Below are 22,240 nucleotides of genomic sequence, written 5' to 3'. Positions count from 1 at the left end.
GATGAAGGATCATTATGGAAGAAAAATAAATTACATGCGTATTTCCATCACCGATTTATGCAATTTAAGATGTGTTTACTGCATGCCGGAGGAGGGAATTGAGAAACATCCGCATCAGAAGAATTTGTCCTTTGAAGAAATTCTGGATCTGATTAAAGCTGGGGTGTCCCTGGGGGTTAATAAGATTCGCTTAACTGGCGGAGAACCGCTGGTGCGCCATGGGATTGTTGATTTGGTCAGAAGAATTGGCGAGATTCCCGGGATTGAGGATCTCACTATGACCACCAATGGGATTCTCTTGCCGAAATACGCCAAAGATTTAAAAGCGGCAGGCTTAAACCGGGTGAATATCAGTCTGGACACCTTTGATCCGGTCAAATTTCATGAGATTACCCGGTGGGGGCACCTGGAAGATGTTTTTGCCGGGATTGCCGCCGCCAAGGCAGCGGGAATGCATCCCATTAAAATCAACACGGTGCTGATCAAGGGGTTTAATGATGATGAAATTGAAAGCTTTGTCAATTATACCCGGGACGAAGCTGTTTATGTGCGGTTTATTGAACTGATGCCGCTGGGTGAATCCAGCGGTTTTGCAGAAAATAAATACCTGTCCAATGATGAGGTGCTAAAGCGCGTGCCAGCGTTAACACCACTACTGATCCCGGACAAAACCGGACCGGCAGAGTATTACCAGCTGCCTGGAGCCAAGGGGAGAGTCGGTCTGATTAATCCCATCAGTAAGCATTTTTGCAGCGAATGTAACCGGATTAGGGTGACCACCGATGGTAAAATCAAACCCTGCCTCCATTCAGACTTCGAAATTGACCTGGTGGCGCTGCATCAAGCCGGAATGACCTATAAAGAAATTCTCTTACAGGCGATTAATAAAAAACCGGAAAAGCATCATATTAATGAACATGAAAAGCAGTTACTAAGAAATATGAACGAAATTGGAGGATGATATGGACGAAATGGATAAAGAGATCGTCGAGTTCACTCATTTTAATGAGGCGGGCCGCAGTAAAATGGTGGATGTCAGCGAGAAAAAAAGCTCTGAACGAATGGCCGTTGCCAGAGGAGCCATCAGTATGAAAAAAGCGACTCTTAAAAAAATCATCGACGGCCAGATGAAAAAAGGCGATGTTCTGGGAGTGGCTCAGGTTGCTGGAATTATGGGTGTTAAACGAACGGCTGATCTGATCCCGATGTGTCATAATATATTTATTTCCGGCAGTGACATTAATTTTCAAATTGATGAGGCAAATTCCCGGATTCTAATCGAAGCCGTGGTTAAAAATACCGGTCAGACCGGGGTGGAAATGGAAGCCCTAACAGCGGTTTCAGTGGCTGCCCTGACCATTTATGACATGTGCAAAGCAGTCGACAAAGAAATGACCATTGAAGCGATTTATCTGGCTAAAAAAACCGGTGGCAAATCCGGTGAGTTTATAAATCCCAACCATCAATAAAATTTAATAGGAGAAAAAACATGAGTGGAAAAGTAATAGCAATTAATATTAGCGAAACAAAAGGTGTCATGAAAAAACCGATTTCGGTCGGGAATTTTATAAAGGATTTTGGACTGGAGGGTGATGCCCACGCCGGAAAATGGCATCGTCAGGTCAGTTTGTTGGGACAGGAGAGTATTGATAAGATGATCGCCATGGGCGCAGCGGGACTATGTGCCGGTAATTTTGCTGAAAACATTACGACTGAAGGCATCTGCGTCTATGAACTGCCGGTGGGAACAAAGCTAAGAATCGGCGAAACCCTGCAGGAAGTGACCCAGATTGGCAAAGAATGCCATGCCGGATGTGAAATCGCCCAACAGGTCGGCGATTGCGTAATGCCAAGAGAAGGTATCTTTACCATTATCCTCGAAGGTGGCGTTATCAAAGCAGGGGATACCATTGAAGTGGTAGAATAGTCAGAAAAACATCTGCACATATAGTGTTAGCTTTTGGAATCATGGTTAAGACATTCGGGATTGGCCACGATTGCTAAGCGGTCCTTATTTTCCAAACCATAAAACAAATCACAAAAAATGATGGAATGTGTATTGCATTATCAGAATTTAATGTTACAATAGTAAATGTTATTGCCGTACAACTGTCTTTCATAGAAAGACAGCGGCCTAGTGGAGGACGATATGAATCAATTTATAAATAGTATGGCCGGTGTGGCCTGGAGTATCATCCCGATATTACTGATCTTTTTTTTGATGTCAGGCATCATGTTTGTATTTTATTTCAAAGTGAAAATTGAAGAAATATCGATCTATTTAAAAAGTATTGCGGCTTCCCTTGAAAGGCTTTCAAATCGGCGAAATGACTATTAGAAAGAGTTTTATGGAGGAAATTATGTATTTTGAAAAAGTAAAAGTTGCTGATCCTGAGATTTATGAACTCATGAAAAAGGAATTGCATCGACAGCAAAGTCATTTAGAGCTGATCGCCTCTGAGAACTTTGTGTCAGACGCAGTGATGTTAGCCATGGGGAGTCATTTAACCAATAAATACGCCGAAGGTACGCCGGGACACCGTTTCTACGGTGGCTGTGTTCATGTGGATACCATTGAACAGATCGCTATTGATCGGGCCAAGGCCTTATTTGGTGCCGAACACGCCAACGTCCAACCTCATTCCGGAGCCCAGGCCAATACCGCGGTTTACATGGGAGTTCTGCAACCGGGTGATACAGTTCTGGGGATGCGCCTGGATCAGGGCGGTCATTTAACCCATGGTAGTCCGGCCAATCTTTCTGGAATATATTACAATTTCATTTCTTATGGGGTGAATCAGGAAACCGAAACCATCGATTATGATGAGATCGAGAAGCTGATCAACGAACACCAGCCCAAATTGGTAGTAGTTGGCGCCAGCTCATACCCTCGCGCCATCGACTTTGAACGGATTTCAAAGCTGACCAAGGCCGCTGGGTGTTATCTGATGGTGGATATGGCTCACATTGCCGGTCTGGTGGCGGCTGGACAACATCAAAGTCCGGTGCCTTATGCCGATTTTGTTACCACCACTACCCATAAAACCTTGCGGGGTCCTCGTGGGGGGATTATCCTCTGCAAAAAAGAATATGCCAAGCTGATCGATAAGGGTGTCTTTCCCGGTACCCAGGGCGGTCCCCTGGAGCATATGATCGCCGCTAAGGCCATTGCTTTCAAAGAGGCCGCAACACCTGAGTTTAAGGCCTATCAGGAACAGGTGGTCAAGAATGCCAAAGTATTGGCGGCGGCGCTGGAAAAACGGGGCTTTCGAATCGTTTCCGGTGGCACCGACAATCACCTGATGCTGTTAGACGTCAGCAAGGTCGGCCTGACCGGGAAAGAGGCCGATGAAACCTTGGGAAAAGTCAACATCACTGCCAATAAAAACGCCATTCCTTATGATAAGGAAAGTCCTTTTGTGACCAGCGGCATCCGGGTCGGAACACCTGCCGTAACCACCCGGGGATTGGTGGAAGCGGACATGGAAGTGGTTGCCGATGCCATTGAAGCGGCACTGATTAAAAAAGACATGGAACTGGCCCTGGAAAAGGTCGCCTTTTTAACTGAAAAATATCCCTTATATCCCGACTTGATGGATTAAAAATTTTAATAGCAGAGCGTCTGACCAATATTGTTTGGTCAGGCGCTTTTTTTGATTCGAAATAATTTAAAAAGACAGAAAACTTTTTAGGAAAAGAAAAAGCTCCAACCGGAATGATATCCAGTTGGAGCCTGATTTTTTAGGAGACGGGTGTCGTTTCAGGTTTTAAATCCGATGATGCAGATTCCATGTTTTTTAAATCATTGGTGCGTTTTACCAGCAACAGCGAGGAGCCAATTCCGAGGATCGCACAAATAATCAGTAAGATAAAAATCTGGTTGAAGCCAGTGGCAATATCACCGGCAGCTTTGGCATCATCCAACCACTTACCGCAAATCAGGCCGTAGAAGACATCCGGGATAAAAGCGATAAATGAGATAATACCTGTAGCCATTCCGGTCATTCCAACGGGGATACCAGCCTGATCCATGATCGACCAGTAGGTGGATTTCATGATGTTTGCGATGAATGCGATCACCAGGGTCAGAATAATGCTGATGGCAATTACCTTGGCAGAGAAGAGCAGAGCAACCAAAGCAGCGGCGATGGCGCCAAAAGCGATCATAAAGCCTTTGCCTTTGTAAGTGAACTTATCCATGAAAAAGCCGCCGATTACCCCGGCTAACAAGACAATGATGTAACTGCGGACGATACCAATCGCGCTGGCTGTTGTTGTTGAGATGTTAAGCACCTGCACCGTATAGGTCGTCATGTAGGCATTTCCAATGGCCCAGGTAAGATAGGCAAACATAATCACCAGGATCGTAATCCAGACGCCTTTGTTTTTTAGAACATCGATAACGCTGTATTTCGTTTCGTTAACGACCGCCTGCGATTCGTGTTTGATATCTGTTTTGGGAAGAAAGAACAAAGCCAGAACAAAAAACAGAGCACAAACAGCGGCGCCAAATATAAAAAGAACCTTCATGCCAGCAGCGGGGGTAGCGGCCAAACCGACAATCGCCAGAAAGGCGAATCCCATCAGGGTTTGAATAACACCCCGCAAGGCTTCACTGCCACCGAACATTTTACTCTGATTGTCTTCGTTAGCCAAATTTCTGATCCCCTTGAGATAGGCTGACCACAGGGTGGCAATACCGAAAAATCCGTAAAGAAAATGAATAATCAGCAGCGCCGTAAAGTTAGTGGTCATCGCAAAGGCGAAAGTTAGCACAGCATAAGCCGCCAGGGTGGTGGAAATCATTGAGCGCATTGAGAAACGATCAGCCATCCAACCGCCGATCGGATAGCAGAAGGTATAGGTTAAATTCAGTGCCGAGGCCAGAATACCAATTTGTGTATTGCTAAGCTGATAGGCAGCAGCAAATTGATCGTAAAAGGTAAAGCGTAAAAAGGGTAATTGATAGGCAAGGGCAACCGTAGCACTGAGTATTAAAAATACCATTGCATTCTTAAATCCAAAATTTTTCATTTCATCCTCCTGAAACATAATTGCGAAATACATGTCTAATGCAATGGAGTATAACACGATAAATGTAAACGGTCAACAATTATTTTTAAGAAAGGAAAACAACCAAATATCTTAATAAAATGCCAGAAGATTGAGGTGGTTCAGAAATATTTATGCTAAATCCTTATAATGTAGATCACCAGGAAGTCTGGTTTCGATTACAAAATAAGTATTGACAACAATTTGGGAGCCGTGCTATAGTTTAATTGCGAAATACATGTATTTATTAAAAAAATTCGGAGGTTATTTCAAATGTATATGAACAGACGCTTTTATGAAAAATACGTTTCCACCAGCGATGTGGAACTGCTGCACGAGTATTCTTTAAAAGTTTTAAAAGAAGTCGGTGTTTCCTTTGCCAGTGAAGAGGCCTTGGCGATCTTTAAGAAACATGGTGCAACCGTCGAAGGGAATATTGTCAAAATAAGTGAAGAACTTTTAAACAAAGCCCTGGCGACAGCACCGAAATCATTTGCGGTGACCACCAGTGCTGGTGAAACACACATTGGTGAGCGTTTCAAACCAAAAACAGTGGGCTGTTACGGTCCTTCAAAATTCTTGTTTGAAGATGATACCTACAGAGCGGCATTACTGCCGGATGTGGTTAAGTTTTTAAAACTGATGCATACCAGTGATGTGACCGATTTTGTCAATAATTCTGCCTATGATACCCCGGATTTAGACAAGTCTCAGGATAATTTCTATATCCCGCAGGTGGCATTATGTCTTAAATATTCAGACCGACCAACTTATGGCAATGTTGCCAACAGTTTAAATGTCAAAAAACAGAGTTTGAAGGATGCAGCCAAAGAAATTGCCAACCTGTACAAGGAATTCTATGATATCTGGGATCGACCGGTATTGTTAACCAATTGTTGTGCGCTCTCACCGCTCGGCTACTCATATGAGGTGCTAGATAACATCATGGGTCTGGTTGAAGAAGGTCAGCCGGTTACCATTATCACCTGTTCGATGACCAATCTGACCGCTCCAGCGGCACTGATGGGTTCGGTAATTCAGGACAATGCAACGATTCTGGCCGGGATCGTCTTAACGCAATTGATTAACCCGGGAGTCGGGGTTATTTACGGAACCGTGTCTTCACCAACGGATATGCGTAAAACAGCCATTGCCATTGGGGCACCAGAAGCACAGCTGATTCAAATGGCAACATTGGCCTTGGGACGTTACTATGGTCTGCCAGTCAGAACCGGTGTCAGTGGTTCGGATTCACTCAAACCCGATTATCAGGCTGGGGTTGAATCAATGACGACATTGATGACCACTTACCTGGGAAAATCAGACTTTGCGCTGAATAATGCCGGGATTCTTCAATCCTACGCCGTCGGCAGTTATGAAAAATTTGTTCTCGATGAAGAGGTCAATCGCATCTTGATGCGACTAAACAAAGGGATTAAAATCTCGGATACACAAGCCGGTAAGGTTTTTGACGAAATCAAGAAGGCTGGCCCACTGGGTAATTATTTATCAGGAAGAACCCCGAAAGAATACCGCGATCAGCATCACTTATCACAGATTTTTAATAAAACCGCTGGTGATCCAGCCGTTATTTTTGAAGAAGTGGGCGATATCAGACAGCGGGCTTCAAAAATTATCGAAGAACGATTGGAAAGCTATCAGGCGCCAGACCTGACCAAAAAACAACAGGAACTGTTAAACCGTTATCTGCCGGAAAGCGAAAAATTCTAAAACAAATATAATTGATAAAGAATCAGGCCAGGGCATGATGGTTGCAACCATCATGTCAATAAAAAATAAAAAAGGAATGGTAAAAAAATGTTAGATTTAAAAGAATTAACACAAGCAGTAGGAGATTTGGAAGAAGAACTGGTAATGGATTTACTCAACGAGTTTGTTAAAGCGAGTCCGTCAGAACCAGAAGCCCAGGAAGCCATTGCCGCCTGTCAGGCAGGTATGGCAATTGTTGGTGAACTGTTTGAAAAGGGCGACTATTTTGTTGGCGATCTGATTTTTGCCGGTGAACTATTAACCGAGTCTATCAATCTGTTAAAACCAGTGCTGGGCAGTGGCGCTGATACAGTTGCCGGGACCATTATACTTGGTACGGTTCATGGTGATTTACATGATATCGGTAAGAATATTTTCAAAAGCATGTCAGAAGCAGCGGGTTTTGAAGTGGTTGATTTGGGAATCGATGTTGCGCCGGAACTGTTTGTTAAGACCGCCAAAGAAAATCAGGGCTGCATCATCGGAATGAGCGGTGTTTTGACCCTGGCTATCGATGCTATGAAGGAAACCGTGGAAATGGTGAAAGCAGCTGGTATTGATGCCAAAATCATTATTGGTGGAAATCCGGTTACCAAAGAAGCCTGCCAGTATGTTGGGGCCGATCAATATACAACTAATGCCGCTGAAGGTGTTAAAATCTGTCAGGAATGGGTTGCTTAATAACAAGTTTAATTAAGCGAAAATGTTCAGGCAAATTAAAATTATAGTATAATCAAACACATAGAAGACAGTGCTAAAGCCGTCTTCTATGTGTATTTCAAGGAGATAAAAGATGATAATAATTGGAGAAAAAATAAACGGCACGATTCCATCCGTCAAAGCAGCGATCGAAAGAAAAGATGCTGATTACATCGCCGCTCTGGCGGTCAAACAAACCGAGGCGGGAGCGACTTATATTGATGTCTGTGCCAGCACCGCACCGGAATTTGAAATTGAAACATTGAAATGGCTGATGGATATTGTTCAGAATGCAACCGATACGCCACTGTGTCTTGACAGCCCGAACCCCCGGGTGATCGAAGCAGTTTTTAAATATGCCAACAAGCCCGGCCTGATCAATTCGATTTCAGAAGAAGGCGATAAATGCGAGGTGTTACTGCCGCTGCTGGAAGGAAACAGCTGGCAGGTGGTTGGTTTAACTTGTGATAACAAGGGCATTCCCAGCGATGTCGAAACAAAGGTAGCGATCACCAAAATTATGGTTGAAAAAGCGGCGAAATATGGGATTACGCCCGATCGGATCTATATTGACCCCTGTGTAATGGCTTTGTCAACTGAAAACAACTCGATGCTTAATTTCGCAGAGGAAATCCGCCAAATCAAAGCATTGTATCCAACTATTCATGTAACCGGAGCGATCAGCAATATGTCATTTGGTTTACCGGTGCGTTCACTGCTGAACAAAACCTGCATGGCCTTTGCCATGGAAGCCGGAATGGATTCGGCGGTCATTGATCCGCTTAACCGTGATATGATGGGTACTATCTTTGCTACCTACGCCCTGCTCGGCCAGGATAAACACTGTCGTAAGTACAGTAAAGCCTACCGACAAGGGCAAATCGGACCAGTCAAATAATTTTTTAAGCATGTTTCTTTAAACCCGGGTTAAAAACTTTCTCACGGATCATTGCAATGGAGAAAGTTTTTAGCTTAAGCGGGTGGTAAATCGCAACAGAAAGTTTTGGTTGCAAATTGTACCTGATCGGTTGATACTTTATAGATGGCATTACTGGTGCATGAATAAGAAAGAGGAAGACACTATGGTACTTTATATTTCACTTGTTTTGTTAGTTGTTTTTTTGTTTTTTGGATTTGTTTTTACCGATGAATTACTGAATGTGACAAATGTCCTGTTTGGTGTGATTACTCATAATCTGGGGTGGTTCTATCTGGTCTCGGTGCTGGGGATTCTGATTTTTTGTCTGGGGCTGGCTTTCAGTAAATACGGAAAACTGCGGTTGGGGGATGAAGACGACCGACCGGAGTATTCAAATTTTTCCTGGTTTGCCATGCTTTTTAGTGCCGGGATGGGCATTGGCCTGGTATTTTGGGGCGTGGCCGAACCGGTTTATCATTACTTACAGCCACCGCTGGGGATTGAGGCGGCCTCCAGTGAGTCGGCCAGCAAGGCATTTCAGTATGCCTTTTTGCATTGGGGTTTTCACCCTTGGGCGATATACGCCATGGTTGGTCTGGCTTTGGCTTATGTCACCTTCAAGAAAAAACAGCCGTGTCTGATCAGCTCGACCCTTGAGCCGCTGCTGGGTGAAAAGACCAAAGGAATTGCTGGCAAGCTGATTGATGTGCTGGCGCTGGTCTTAACCGTGATCGGTGTGGCAACGTCATTGGGGTTGGGGGCATTGCAGGTCAATGGCGGTCTCAAAACACTTTTTGGCATCCCCAATACGATCACCGTCCAGATTATCATTATTGTCATCATTACAGTGCTGTTTTTGATTTCTTCGATAACGGGACTGGATAAAGGAATAAAAATACTCAGTAACACCAACATCGTGATTGCGCTGTTAATCATGATTTTTGTGCTTTTTACCGGTCCGACGGTTTTTATCATCGATACTTTTTTTGTCAGTTTAAGTGCCTATCTTCATAATATTCTGCCAATGAGTCTGGCCTTAACACCATTTAGCGATGATCCCTGGCTGGGTAACTGGACCATTTTTTATTGGGCCTGGTGGATGTCTTGGGGCCCGTTTGTGGGAACTTTTATCGCCCGGATCTCAAAGGGTCGAACGGTCAAAGAGTTTATCATGGGTGTGATTATCATCCCGGCGCTTTTTTGCTGTCTCTGGTTTGCGGTATTTGGCGGAACTGCCCTGCATTTTGAAATCATCGATAAGCTAAGTATTGCCGAGGCCATTACCGGCGATGTGGCGGTTGGATTATTTGTCACCTTATCACATTTACCGTTCGGCCAGGCGATTTCGTTTTTGGCAACCTTGTTAATTGTAACATTCTTCGTGACATCAGCCGATTCGGCCAATTTTGTGGTGGCGATGTTCTCGCGAAACGGTGATTTAAATCCAGATCGTAAAATCAAGGTTGTCTGGGGGATCGTGCTTTCATCGATGGCCATTGTGCTGCTGTTAAGTGGCGGTCTGGTGGCAATCCGCAATGTGGCGATTATTATGGCCCTGCCCTTTGTTTTTATTCTGATTATGATGTGTGTTTCAATTTTTAAGGCGTTTAAGAATGAGACCTGAAATTATCATGATGAAACGGTAAACAAACCGGGGTTATTGTGATATAATCTTAAAATGTATCAAAATTGATGGGATTGCAGGGGGCAGTGATCATGAAATTAACGCTTAGCATTTCGAAAAAAGAATGTGATCTTATCCATGAACAGTCACTGAAACTTTTAAAAACCATGGGGATTACTGTTTTTTCGAATGAAGCACAGGAGATTTTCAGAAAAGCCGGGGCCAGAGTTGATGGTAAACAGGTTTTTCTTGATGCGCCGCTGGTTGAAGAAAGTCTCAAATTGGTTCCTTCTGCCTTTCCTGTCTATTCAAATAGCGGCCGTGTGGTAGTCGGAAAGGGTGAAATTTGCACGCTGCCAGCTTATGGTGGAACCTATGTGTCACGAAATGAAGTGATTGCTTTGGGAACCCGAAGGGATTATGTGAATTTTACCAAACTCAATCAGCAGAATCAGCTAATTAAAATGGCGAGTCCCTATACCATTGAACCTTTCGATATTCCTCTGGACTTGCGAAGCGCCTATCGGATGGCGATGCTTTTAAAATACTCTGATAAACCTTGCCTTTCAATTGTCGGTAGTCAGGAAGAGTCCTGCGCTTGCATTGCAATGGTTAAACGCTACCGTGGCATTGACCATAAACCGGTCGTGCTTGGTAATGTCAATGTATCGGCGCCGATGATTATGGGGCATTCAACAACGGAAGTGATTACCGTTCATTGTCTGGAAAATCAACCACTGATGATTGCCTGCGGCAGTGGATTAAGCGGTTTAACAGCGCCGCCCACTCCCGGCGGTAATTTTCTGCTGGCCAACGCCGGAATTATTGCTGGAATTGTCTTTGCTCAGATTCAAAGCCCCGGTCTGCCAATTATTTATGGTTTGCCGCTATTTGGAGTGGATCCGTTCAAGGCCGAAACATTAGTTGGGAGTCCTGCAACGGCATTGTTTACACTGGCGGCAAAGGGGATGGCAGAATATTACAAAATTCCATTTCGGGCCGGCGGTACATTTACCGACTCAAAATACCTCGATTATCAAAGTGGTTTTGAAAGCGGGATCAATCTGCTCTCAACTCTGCTGGCAGAGGTCGATTGTCTGATGCATAGCTTTGGGATGGAAGATGCTTTAAAAACAATTAATTATAATAAATATATTCTGGATGAATATGCTTTCTTAAGTTTAAAAGACTTTGTCCAGGGAATGGAAATTAATGATGTCACAACGATGATGGATGAAATCCTGAAGGTGGGATCAACCGGAAATTACATCTCTTCACGAAACCTTAAATTAATCAGAAAGCAATATCGGCCCCATGGTTTTGGGGAAGGGAAAACAAAGGCAGCGGTACTAAAAGAGACCGACGATGAGATTATCAGGCGTTTAGATAGTTATCAATTTACCGCACAAACTAAAGAACAGATTAAAATAATAAGGGGTTACCTGCCAGATGAATATATCGACTAATCATGCCATGAATACAACTACTTTTGAGAGTATTGTCGAGGCCATGAAAAAAATTGAAGAAAAAAAAGTGCTTAAACTTGTCAATTATGCGATTCGAGAGGGCGCATCCCAGGCCCAGATTGTCGAAGCGATCCAGCTTGGTCTGGATCACATCGGTCATTATTTTGAAGAGGGGCGGTATGGTGTGACCGATTTAATGATGGCGGGCATCATTTTTGAAGAAGTGTTAAAATTGCCGAGTCTGAAGCTGATCAACGAAGGATCGGGTGAACCGATTGGTCGGATTCTACTGTGCACCATCGAGCGGGATCTGCATGATATTGGCAAGTCAATTTTTAAGAGTGCTGCGTTGATGTCAAATTTTGAGGTCATTGATCTGGGGATTAACATTACCGCCCAGAAAATTTTGGCAGAAACCATCAAATTAAAGCCCGATGTGATTGCCATCAGCTCAATTCTCGCCGAAGGGGTCCGGTATATCAAAGCCGTGAATGACGCTCTGGTGGCTGCTGGAATCAGGGATCAGGTTAAAATTATTGTCGGGGGACTCTCGACCCATCGCCAGGCAATTGAATACACTGGAGTGGACGCCTTTGCTCATGATGTCTATGAAGGGGTCAAGCAATGCAAAACTTGGATAACGGAGGGGGGCGAAGCGCATTAATCACAAATATGAAGAAATTGCCGATAGCATTAAATACAAGATCCAGAAGAATTTTTATGCCATCAATTCCGCCATCCCGCCGGAAAATACCCTGGCTGATGAATATGGTGTCAGTCGCATCACCATCCGTAATGCCATTTCGAAGTTAATTGATGAAGGCTATATTTATTCGATACCGGGAAAAGGGAATTATGTACTTGAAAAAAGTAACGATAAATACCTGATTTCATTAAAAACCGAACAGCTCTTAAAAAAACCCTACCAACGGGTCGAACTGTTGGGATCGGAAATTATCAAACCGACCATTGATTTGGTTTACCATCTGCGGGTAGCCCCCAACGCCCGGGTTGTTTATGTCCGCTGGGTACTGCTTTATGAGGAAAAGCCGATTGCCTATGATATTCAGTACATTCCCTATTTTCCGGGAATTACTGTTTGGAACGATAATTTTGAATATACCAGTTTCAGTGAAATATTGTCGCAGAAAAACAAATTGTTTCAAATGCAGGGCAGGATGAATGTAACGGCGATGAATTGTGATCGGGAAGTGGCAGAAATTCTAAAAATCCCGGATGAAACGCCAGTGATGCAAATTACCCAAAAAATATTAGACGATAATGAACCCATGGGTTTTCGTCAGCTGTTTATTAAGCGTGAATGGTGCTGCGTCCGTGGAACGTCTTATCAGGAATAGATTGAAGGACTTAAATGAAAGTAAAAATATACGAACGAATTGTCAACGATATTCTGTCTGAGATCAGAAGTGGTTCACTTAAACCCAATGAAAAATTACCGACCAATCAGGAGCTGGCTGAAAAATATAATACCAGTGGGGTGACGGTCCGAAAAAGCCTGGCCACGCTGGTAAACAAGGGCTATCTGGTCTCGATTGAACGCGTCGGGACGTTTGTCAAAGAGCGAGAGAAGGATCTTTTTTTAGTCAATTTTTCCCTGGAGGGAAACATCAATGAAGAAATAACAGACATCCAGACTGAAGATATCCTGATTTCGATGACAAAATTAAAAGGCGAGCGACGGGAATTAAAGACGCTTGAAATCAGACGGATGTATTTTTCGGATGCAATGCCGGTGGGCTACAGCATCGATTCGCTGTTTCTTACTGGTCGTTATCTGACTGCAGGGATTGAAAAAAAAGCCGAGAAAAACATTGCCATCATGCATCGGATCTTTAATAGCTTCGAGGTGAAAAAAAGCATTGAAGTGACCATGGATTATCCCAATAAATACATCTCAAACCGACTGTTAATTGATGAAAACATGCCAATGTTTTGCATAAATATATTTTTCTCAACCATAACCGATCATCCGATTGGTAAAAGAACCTTGTATGTGTTAGGTGAAAATATTGAGTTGAATGGAAAATCATTTTACGAATAAGGAAAAATAAGAAATGAACTATATAATACTCTATCTGATTCTTGTTAATCTACTTACTTTTGGACTGTTTTGGCAGGACAAACGGCGTTCAAAAAAAGCGGTCTGGCGGATTCCGGAGAAAACCCTGATGGGCTTATGTGTGATTGGCGGCTCTATTGGCGGACTGCTGGGGATGCGGGTTTTTCACCATAAAACCAGGCACGCTTTGTTTGTCTGGGGAATTCCGATAATTATTGCGCTTCAGATCGGGTTGGTGCTGTTATTCTATGTTAAAGGACTCAATTGGCCGTTGTAAAATAAAAACGCCAAAAAAAGTTTTGGATATGACTTGACAATTTGTATAAAAGCGTGTATTCTATAGTGGTGTTCAAAATGATTTATGCGAGAGTGTTGGAACTGGCAGACAAGCACGTTTCAGAGGCGTGTGTCGCAAGGCGTACGGGTTCGACTCCCGTCTCTCGCACCATTTAGAATTTACAAAAACGGCATGAGATGGTCGTTTTTTTTATGCCCAAAATCAGAAGTTGATTTGAATTAATTTTACGCTGAGATTAATTGAACTATAAATGGGTAAACAATTTGTATGCTCAATCAGTAATCAAGTTGGAAGCGTCAGAAACAAATAAGTGATTAAAAAAACTGCCAATTCTGTTTTGAAGGGGTGAGATTAAGATGAAATGCGAAAAATGTGGCCACGAGAACGAAGCGTCAAGCCTGTTTTGTCAGAACTGCGGAAATTCGATCAGAAGCCTTGAAAAGTGGGAGTCCCAGGCGGCGGAGGTTACGAACCGGGAAAAAACAGAAGGTCTGATTTCAGAAAGTAGAACTGGGCAGCAAGGCAGGAACAAGGGGATCATTATTGCAATTTCAGCAGTAGTCGGAGTCTTGTTGATTGCGGGAGGCGCTTTTGGATTTCTGAATTTTCAGAAAATCAATGCCATCAACAGCGGTCTCGAATACGGCGAAGATTTGCTGGCCGCTGAAAATTATACCGAAGCGCAGGTGGCCTTTGATGGTGTCTTGAAGCTGGACCCTAATAATGCCGAGGCAATGTTAGGAAAAGCCAAAGCCTACGCAGGGGCGGGCAATTACAAAATGGCCAATACCTTCTTCGAAGAAGCAATCCGAAAAGAAAAAAACTCGGAAAAATTAAAAGTGATCTTTGACGCCTACATTGCTTCGGAAATTCAGGCCGGAGTCTCAGAAACGGATCTTTTCGCCCTTCTGGATCGGGCCACAGAAGTTACCGGGGACAGTAAATATGCCGATCAGAAAAGTAGCTATACGGTTAAGGCGCCGTCCTTCAATCTGAATCCGGGAACCTATCAGGGTGAGCAAAAACTGGAGATCGTTAAAGCTGATGCCAATGACAAGGTTTTTTACACGACGGATGGATCTCAGCCGACGGCCAGTTCTGTCGAATACACAGAGCCAATTACCTTAACAAAAGGCGACAAAACCATTAAAGCCATTGAAGTCAATGTGGCTGGTTTTGCCAGCAAAATAATCGAAGGCAAATACGTTATCAATGATATTCCAACCACATCTGGTGGATCTGAGTCAGAAGGGTCCGACTCGGGAGGCGGCACCGCCAGCGGTTGGGACTATGCGAATTTCAGTCTCTATGCGTCTTCGACCCTACCGGATATGGCTGGGATCAGTTATTATGTCGGCAACGTGATGGATGGCAGTGATAACACAGCCTGGGTTGAAGGGGTGTCTGGCGATGGGATTGGTGAGTATGTTCAATGTGTCTATAACGGAACCTCCGCACTGACCATTCATGGAGTGGCCATTAAAAACGGTTACGTCAAGACTACTACATCCTTTGCTGAAAATGGTAGTGTTCGGGGACTGGTGATGTATGTTAATACCAGCCCAGTGGCCAACATGATTCTTGAACGGATCCGGGATGAACAGGTGATCTCAATCAGCCCGGTCACCATTAATCCCGGTGATTCGGTGGTTTTCGTCATCGATTCAGTGGTGGCGGGACCTGCGGACGGTGAGCATGACACGGCCATCACCGAGATCAGACTATTTTAGAATCAGCTATTAGTTTGAAAATAACTTCATAATAAAATCCGGAGATCAGACTCTCTGGATTTTTTTTGTGCGAAACGTTTATTTCAGCCTTTTCTTTATCTTTTTCAGGCAAATAATGGTATAATAACCAGGTAACGCTAACATCAATTAACGAAAGAGGTTTTAATGAAGTTTCAGGAGATTTCAGATAAGCTGACACGATTTATTCATAAATATAACTATTTGGCTGAGGAGCGTAGTGCCAATGTGCTTTTTTTATTAAAGTGCATTGTTTTAAAATACCTGGCAGATAATCAGCAGCTTGACTTTGAAGCCCACCAGAAGGCCATCAAAAAGAATTTTACGCTGGATTATGTCCTGGCAATCTGGCAGGGCCGCCCCCTTGAGACACCATTCTGGGGGCAGGAGCAGACAGAGCCTCAGCCTATTGGGGATGAGATATGGGCGTGGGTCTCTGATTTGATTCAGTCATCCCCCGCACTGGCGGGAGAAAATCCCGGCTTGATCGGCAACCTTTACGAAGCCAGTTTGCTGCTTAATCACAAGAAAAACCATGGGGTCTTTTATACTCCGGAAAACATCGCCAGGTATATGGCGGCGGATGTACTTGAAGCATTTTCACCGGGTAACCAACAGCAGGACTTTCGGGTTCTCGATCCGGCTTGCGGAAGCGGATCCCTGCTTAGTGCAATATACGATGCGATTATGGTTCGAAGTGGTGACCTGACTCCGGAGCAGCAAGCCACGCAGCATCGCCAGTTGCTGGAAACCGGCCTGCTGGGAGTTGACCGGGATCCGATGGCCTGTCTGGTAACCCGGCTGATCCTGACCTTAAAAGGAAAAGAATACGTTAAGCCGCTGGGAATTTTTTGCGGCGATATTCTGACCGAAGAATTAGTTGCCGTGCAGTCGGTCGATGTAGTCATCGGGAACCCGCCTTATGTTGGTCATAAAGAAATCCAGACGGATTATATGAAGCAGTTAAAAAACCGCTACGGTGAGGTGTATCGGGATAAGGGGGATCTTTCCTATTGCTTTATCTATCGGGGCTGGGAACTGCTAAAACCGGGGGGGCAGCTTATCCATATCACCTCCCGCTATTTTATCGAAGCTTTGTATGGAAAACCGTTACGGGCCTTTATCCGAAAAGCATTTGCAATTCAGGAAATCGTTGATTTCAACGGACTCCGGGTGATTGAGGGGGTTGGGGTTGATCCGGCCATTATCCGACTGCTTAAAACGAATCGGATTGATGATGCTCAAAGGATTCAGGTTAAACGGTTCTTTATTAAAAACCACAAACCGGAAAGCTATTCCAAACTGATCGAATCGCTCGTTCAAACCGATCAGCCAAGCGATTTTTATGAGTCCTTTGAACTTTCGCAGATTCAGCTGAATGACGATTCCTGGCGGCTCTATTCACCGCTGACCCGGAGAATCATCGAGAAGATTGAGGCCAAAACCCCCTTTACCCTGGATAATGTTGTCCACAGTTTTCAAGGCATTATCACTGGAAACGACAAGGCTTTTATCTTTGAAGCGACAGATCCGGTTCGTCCGGGCTTTGAATCGTGTTGGTTAAAACCGTGGATCAAGAATAAGGATGTGAAAGCGTTTGAAGTCGCCAAACCGCAAAAGCAAATCCTCTATACCAACCAGATCAGTGCGATTGACGAGCACCCTGAGCTAGTTGCACATCTTGAAGCATACCGGGAGAAACTCAAAAACCGCCGGGAATGCAAAAACGGCAAACTGGCCTGGTATAAACTGCAATGGGGACGGGATCCGGATCATTTTGAGAGGCGAAAGATCGTTTTTCCCTATAAGGCAACTCAAAACCGCTTTGCCATTGATGAAGCGCACGCTTATTTCAGCGCTGATGTTTATGGTTTGATTCTCAAACCACGGCTTTATCATCAGATCACCGAGGAATTTCTGGTGTTGCTGCTAAACAGCAAGCTCTATAATTACTACTTTAAGTCCTACGGGAAAAAACTGGGTGATAAGCTTTATGAGTACTATCCCAACACCCTGTTGCGGTTGGGAATACCGGACATTAAAGATGAAACAATTAAGGTATTTAAAGATTCTTATGATAGAATCCTAGAATTAAAGAAAAGTGGCGACAATGTGGGATTGGGCAAGATTCTTGCTGAAATAGACCAGTGGTTTTATGTTTTTTTTGAGTTGAATCAGATCGAAATAGCAGCAATTGAAACAAACCGGTGATTGTGAAGCGATCATTGGCTTTGCAGAATCCGAATAAAGTGCTATCGTGAAAGGACATTATGCAGGAAAGTTTTTTTAACCAGAATTATGAAGGCCAAATTACCGATAATGCTCCCCTTGCGGTAAGAATGCGGCCCCAAACTCTGGCAGAATTTGTTGGCCAGCAGCATATCATTGGTCGGGGGAAGCTTTTGTATCGGCTGATTGAAGCGGATAAACTGTCATCAGTGGTGTTTTATGGGCCACCGGGTACCGGCAAGACCTCATTGGCAAAAATTATTGCCAACCGCACCAATGCGGCGTTTTACGAGCTCAATGCAGTGACCTCGGGAAAAAAAGAAATTACTGAGGTGCTGGAGAAGGCTAAGAATAACCTGGGGGTTTATAATAAAAAATCCATCCTCTTTATTGACGAGATCCATCGTTTTAATAAGGCGCAACAGGATGCTCTGTTACCCAGTGTCGAAAAAGGGTTAGTAACCCTGATTGGCGCCACCACCGAAAACCCCTATTTTGAAATCAACTCGCCACTGCTGTCCCGCTCGACTATTTTTGAGTTTTACAACCTGACCCCAGACGATATTCGTCAGGTGATCAAACGGGCCATTACTGATCGGGATCGGGGCTATGGTGTAATGAAAATAAACTGTGATCAGCAGGCCCTCGATCATTTTGCCGAGGTCGCTAACGGTGATGTCCGTCGGGCCTTGAATGCCCTGGAGCTGGGGATTCTGACGGTGGATAAAAATGCCGACGGGATTATTCATATCGATCTGGAAACGGCCCAGGAGTGTATCCAAAAGCGGGCGGTTCAATATGATAAAAATGGCGATAACCATTATGACACCATTTCAGCCTTTATCAAGAGTATCCGGGGTTCCGATCCCGATGCGGCGCTTTACTGGATGGCTAAAATGATTACCGCCGGGGAAGACCCCAAGTTTATTGCCCGGCGGATTGTCATTTCGGCGTCTGAAGATATTGGCAATGCCGAACCGCTGGCCTTACCGGTAGCGATGGCCGCCGCCGATGCGGTCCAGTTTATCGGGATGCCGGAAGCCCGAATTAATCTGGCCCAGGCAGTGGTTTTTCTGGCCTGTGCACCCAAAAGCAATGCCTCCTATCTGGCGGTGGATGCTGCCATAGAGGCGGTCAAGCATGTTTCAAACAGCAATGTTCCGGCGCACTTGCAGGATACCCATTATTCTGGCAGTAAAAATCTGGGTCGAGGCATGACGTATCAGTATCCCCACAATTATCCCGGCCACTATGTTAAACAGCAATACTTACCGGATGATTTGATCGGCACGCATTTTTATCAACCGACTGAAATGGGTCATGAACAAAAAATGAAAGAATATCTTCAGAAAAAGGGAATAATCGAATAAATTACGAACAGAAAAGGAGAGACATTTGAAAAAAGAATTGCAAGAACAACAAGAAAAAATGTTTAAACTGGAAGAAAATATTCATGGGTTTATCTTGAAAAAAGAAGAATTTGTGGATGAAATAGATGGCTTTGCCCGAACCTTTGTACATCAAAAAACCGGGGCCCAGTTAGTGTATATATCGGCTGATGATGACAATAAGGTTTTTTCAATCAGCTTCCGCACCCCATCCACCAACAGCACCGGGGTGCCCCACATTCTTGAGCATTCGGTATTATGCGGTTCAAAAAAATACCCGGTCAAGGAACCCTTTGTGGAATTGGCCAAAGGATCGCTAAACACCTTCCTCAATGCGATGACCTATCCGGATAAAACAATGTACCCGATTGCCAGCACCAATGCCAAAGATTTTATGAATCTGATGGATGTATATCTGGATGCGGTTTTTTATCCCAATATCTATCAAAATCCCTACACCTTCTTGCAGGAGGGCTGGCATTATCATATTGAAAATGCTGATGATCCGATCATCTACAATGGGGTGGTCTATAATGAAATGAAGGGTGCCTTCTCCAATCCCGAGGAATTGCTGCAAAATAAAATTTTTGAATCCCTTTATCCCCAGTCCTGCTACCGGTTTGAATCCGGCGGGGATCCGGATGTGATCCCGGAACTGACCTATGCGGATTTTCTGGGCTTCCATAAAAAATACTATCATCCCTCAAACAGCTATATTTATCTTTATGGCGATGGGGATGTCCGGGCGCACTTGAAATATTTAAATGACGAATATCTCAGTGCCTTTGATAAACAGCCAGTTGACAGTGAAATAGCGGCCCAGCCGATGCTCACGCAGCGGACGGAAATGCGGGCGTCCTACGGGGTGTCCAAGGAAGAAACGCTGGAAAATAAAGACTATCTGGCTCTTTCTGTGGTGCTGGGTGATAAATTATCCTATGAGGAGGCCCTGGCTTTTGATATTCTTGCCCATATCTTATTAAATAATAATTCATCACCGCTCAAAGAGGCTCTGCTGGATCTTAAAATTGCTGAAGATGTCAGCTATCATTACAGCAGTTCCTTAAGACAGCCCTATTTTTCAATTGTCCTCAAAAACACAGAGGAGAAACATAAGGATCTGTTTGTTAATACGGTGGAATCAGTGCTCAACAAGCTGGCTGCTGATGGCCTCGATCCCCGTAGCGTTGAAGCGGGCATTAATATCCATGAATTTTCCCATATCGAAGGCGAGTACGGTTCTTATCCCAAAGGTCTGATTTATGGGATTGAGATGATGGATGACTGGCTCTATGGTGACGATCCGATTGCCTACCTTAAATACAAAGCCGCCTTTAAAAAATTCAAGGACTGTTGGAAAGACGGCTACTTTGAAAAACTTCTTAAACGGATGTTGATCGACAATAGCCATCAAACCCTGGTGACGATTGTGCCGGACAATACCTTGCAGGAAAAAGCCGACCAGGCATTAGCGGAAAAACTGGCATCTTTTAAAGCGGCTTTGACCCCGGAAGAACTCCAGGATCTGATTGATGAAACCCAGACTCTCATCGAAAAGCAAAATGAAGAGGATAAGCCGGAGGATCTCGAAAAAATTCCCAAACTGTCGCTGGCCGATATCAATCGTACGGGTCGGAGTTATCCCCTGGAAGTTCAGGAGGCGCTGGAAACCAGGCTGCTGTTCCATCCTGGATTTACTGGCGGAATTTCCTATTTAAAACTCTATTTTGATTACAGTGATCTGCCGCAGGAAGATTTGAAATATTTATCGTTGATGTGCAAGCTGCTGGGTAGTCTCAGTACCGAAAGCATGGATTTTAGACGATTGAGTCAGGAAATTGAAATTCACACCGGTGGCCTGTCCTTTGGGATTGAGTCCTATGACGACGTCCACCATTTTGGGGATTTCACCTCCCACTGTTACGTTAAGGGAAAAGCGGTGATGGAGAATATCCCGACTTTAGTCAAAATCATGACCGACGTAATTACTAAGACACTTTTTACGGAAAAGAACCTGATTCACGATATGATCCGGGAAATTAAGACCCATAAGGAGACCCAGTTTTTAACCGCTGGCCATGTCGTCGGGGTACAACGGCTGCAGTCTTATTATTCTCAGTCAGCCCGGCTGTTCGAAGAATTTGGTGGAATTGAGTTTTATCGCTTTATTGCCGATCTGGAAGCCAACTTTGATGAGCAGTTTGAAGTCTTAACCGAAAAGCTCACCCGCATCGCCAGCTTGGTGTTTACCAACAGAAAACCAATTATCAGTATTACCGGTACCGAAGAAATCCGGGATCGGACTGTGACTGCCTTGAGTCCTTACATCATGGGGTTGGCGCCAAATAAAGCGGCTAAAAATGCCTTTGCTTTTGAAACTGATATTGCAAATGAAGGTTTCTTAACGGCGGCAAAGATTCAATACGTTTCCCAGGGTTATAATATTCGTGCTTTAGGCTACGAGTACGCCGGTTCCCAACTGGTTTTAAAGGGGTTACTGTCAATGGACTATCTCTGGAACCGGGTTCGGGTTCAGGGTGGCGCCTATGGTGCTTTTATGAGTATTGGTCGTGGTGGCGACCTGTACTTTGGTTCTTATCGTGATCCTAAACTCAAGAAAACCTTTGAAGCCTATCAAGGGGTGGTTGATTATATAAATAATCTCGAGCTGTCCCAGCGTGAACTGGAAAAGTACATCATCGGCACGATCAGCAGCAAAGATGTTCCGCTCAGCGCTTCGGTGAAAGGCGAGATTGCGGATAATTTTTATTTTAGTGGCGTTACTGCCGCAGATCTGCAAAAAGAGCGGGATGAAATTTTAGAAACCACCGTGGCACAACTAAAAAGTCATGGGGACATGATTGCGGAAGTGCTTGCTAAAAATGCCATTTGTGTTTTAGGTAGTGAAGAAGCCATCAATGAAGAAAAAGAATTGTTCAAAGTAACCCGCTATATCAAATAGCTGCT

General features: G+C 44.2%; 19 protein-coding genes, 1 tRNA gene and 1 pseudogene. 20 read left to right on the top strand and 1 reads right to left on the bottom strand.

Going from position 1 to position 22,240, the window contains the following annotated elements; genetic code table 11:
• Position 1: 1 nt before the first annotated feature.
• The 5 genes from moaA to glyA all read left to right on the top strand — a co-directional run bounded on the left by moaA (position 2) and on the right by glyA (position 3,602).
• Positions 2-961, top strand: a complete 960-nt coding sequence (gene moaA / locus BI182_RS08690; RefSeq protein ID WP_148636258.1) for a GTP 3',8-cyclase MoaA — start codon at positions 2-4, stop codon at positions 959-961.
• Between the two features lie 10 nt (positions 962-971).
• Entirely contained in the window at positions 972-1,469 is a 498-nt protein-coding gene (gene moaC / locus BI182_RS08685) for a cyclic pyranopterin monophosphate synthase MoaC (protein ID WP_139142412.1), read from the top strand.
• Between the two features lie 20 nt (positions 1,470-1,489).
• Positions 1,490-1,927: an MOSC domain-containing protein gene (locus BI182_RS08680; protein WP_070372776.1), complete on the top strand. Its 438-nt coding sequence runs from the start codon at positions 1,490-1,492 to the stop codon at positions 1,925-1,927.
• A gap of 222 nt (positions 1,928-2,149) precedes the next feature.
• Entirely contained in the window at positions 2,150-2,338 is a 189-nt protein-coding gene (locus BI182_RS08675; RefSeq protein WP_148636259.1) for a hypothetical protein, read from the top strand.
• Positions 2,339-2,360: 22 nt separating this feature from the next.
• Entirely contained in the window at positions 2,361-3,602 is a 1,242-nt protein-coding gene (gene glyA, locus BI182_RS08670; protein WP_070372774.1) for a serine hydroxymethyltransferase, read from the top strand.
• Between the two features lie 139 nt (positions 3,603-3,741).
• Here glyA and BI182_RS08665 read toward each other — a convergent pair whose 3' ends face one another.
• On the bottom strand, positions 3,742-5,034 hold the full coding sequence (locus BI182_RS08665) for an MFS transporter (RefSeq protein ID WP_187389141.1): 1,293 nt from the start codon (positions 5,032-5,034) through the stop codon (positions 3,742-3,744).
• Between the two features lie 291 nt (positions 5,035-5,325).
• Between BI182_RS08665 and mtpB the strand changes: the two genes are divergently transcribed.
• The 15 genes and pseudogenes from mtpB (at position 5,326) to BI182_RS08595 (ending at position 22,235) form a co-directional block, all read left to right on the top strand.
• A complete protein-coding gene (gene mtpB / locus BI182_RS08660) occupies positions 5,326-6,783 on the top strand; it encodes a proline betaine:corrinoid methyltransferase (protein ID WP_070372772.1) in 1,458 nt (485 codons plus the stop codon).
• Between the two features lie 87 nt (positions 6,784-6,870).
• Positions 6,871-7,503, top strand: a complete 633-nt coding sequence (locus BI182_RS08655) for a cobalamin B12-binding domain-containing protein (RefSeq protein WP_286806941.1) — start codon at positions 6,871-6,873, stop codon at positions 7,501-7,503.
• 112 nt (positions 7,504-7,615) lie between these two features.
• Positions 7,616-8,419 (top strand): methyltetrahydrofolate cobalamin methyltransferase, encoded by an 804-nt coding sequence (locus tag BI182_RS08650; protein ID WP_286806933.1) that lies wholly within the window; start codon positions 7,616-7,618, stop codon positions 8,417-8,419.
• 184 nt (positions 8,420-8,603) lie between these two features.
• Positions 8,604-10,064: a glycine betaine uptake BCCT transporter gene (locus BI182_RS08645; protein ID WP_286806928.1), complete on the top strand. Its 1,461-nt coding sequence runs from the start codon at positions 8,604-8,606 to the stop codon at positions 10,062-10,064.
• Positions 10,065-10,156: 92 nt separating this feature from the next.
• Complete coding sequence (locus BI182_RS08640) at positions 10,157-11,530, top strand: trimethylamine methyltransferase family protein (RefSeq protein WP_187389142.1); 1,374 nt, start codon at positions 10,157-10,159, stop codon at positions 11,528-11,530.
• On the top strand, positions 11,514-12,194 hold the full coding sequence (locus BI182_RS08635) for a cobalamin B12-binding domain-containing protein (protein ID WP_286806925.1): 681 nt from the start codon (positions 11,514-11,516) through the stop codon (positions 12,192-12,194). The genes BI182_RS08640 and BI182_RS08635 overlap by 17 nt, the downstream gene beginning before the upstream one ends.
• Positions 12,190-12,378, top strand: a pseudogene (locus tag BI182_RS17265) (GntR family transcriptional regulator); the annotation flags it as partial. The gene BI182_RS08635 and the pseudogene BI182_RS17265, both read left to right, overlap by 5 nt.
• 93 nt (positions 12,379-12,471) lie before the next feature.
• Complete coding sequence (locus BI182_RS08630; protein WP_148636265.1) at positions 12,472-12,888, top strand: UTRA domain-containing protein; 417 nt, start codon at positions 12,472-12,474, stop codon at positions 12,886-12,888.
• Between the two features lie 14 nt (positions 12,889-12,902).
• On the top strand, positions 12,903-13,592 hold the full coding sequence (locus tag BI182_RS08625) for a GntR family transcriptional regulator (protein WP_286806920.1): 690 nt from the start codon (positions 12,903-12,905) through the stop codon (positions 13,590-13,592).
• A 13-nt stretch (positions 13,593-13,605) separates the two neighbouring features.
• Entirely contained in the window at positions 13,606-13,887 is a 282-nt protein-coding gene (locus BI182_RS08620) for a DUF1294 domain-containing protein (RefSeq protein ID WP_286806918.1), read from the top strand.
• Between the two features lie 86 nt (positions 13,888-13,973).
• Positions 13,974-14,058, top strand: a tRNA-Leu gene (locus BI182_RS08615).
• Positions 14,059-14,264: 206 nt separating this feature from the next.
• A complete protein-coding gene (locus BI182_RS08610) occupies positions 14,265-15,638 on the top strand; it encodes an NADase-type glycan-binding domain-containing protein (RefSeq protein WP_286806916.1) in 1,374 nt (457 codons plus the stop codon).
• A gap of 165 nt (positions 15,639-15,803) precedes the next feature.
• On the top strand, positions 15,804-17,867 hold the full coding sequence (locus tag BI182_RS08605) for an Eco57I restriction-modification methylase domain-containing protein (protein WP_286806914.1): 2,064 nt from the start codon (positions 15,804-15,806) through the stop codon (positions 17,865-17,867).
• Positions 17,868-17,926: 59 nt separating this feature from the next.
• Positions 17,927-19,255 carry a replication-associated recombination protein A gene (locus BI182_RS08600; RefSeq protein WP_286806909.1) on the top strand — a complete coding sequence of 443 codons (1,329 nt, stop codon included), beginning with the start codon at positions 17,927-17,929 and terminating at the stop codon, positions 19,253-19,255.
• A gap of 25 nt (positions 19,256-19,280) precedes the next feature.
• Positions 19,281-22,235 (top strand): insulinase family protein, encoded by a 2,955-nt coding sequence (locus BI182_RS08595; protein WP_286806898.1) that lies wholly within the window; start codon positions 19,281-19,283, stop codon positions 22,233-22,235.
• Positions 22,236-22,240: the final 5 nt, after the last annotated feature.

It is taken from the genome of Acetobacterium sp. MES1, assembly GCF_002237635.1.
In the GTDB taxonomy this organism is placed as follows: Bacteria; Bacillota; Clostridia; order Eubacteriales; family Eubacteriaceae; genus Acetobacterium; species Acetobacterium wieringae.
This window is presented reverse-complemented; position numbering and strand designations above follow the sequence as displayed.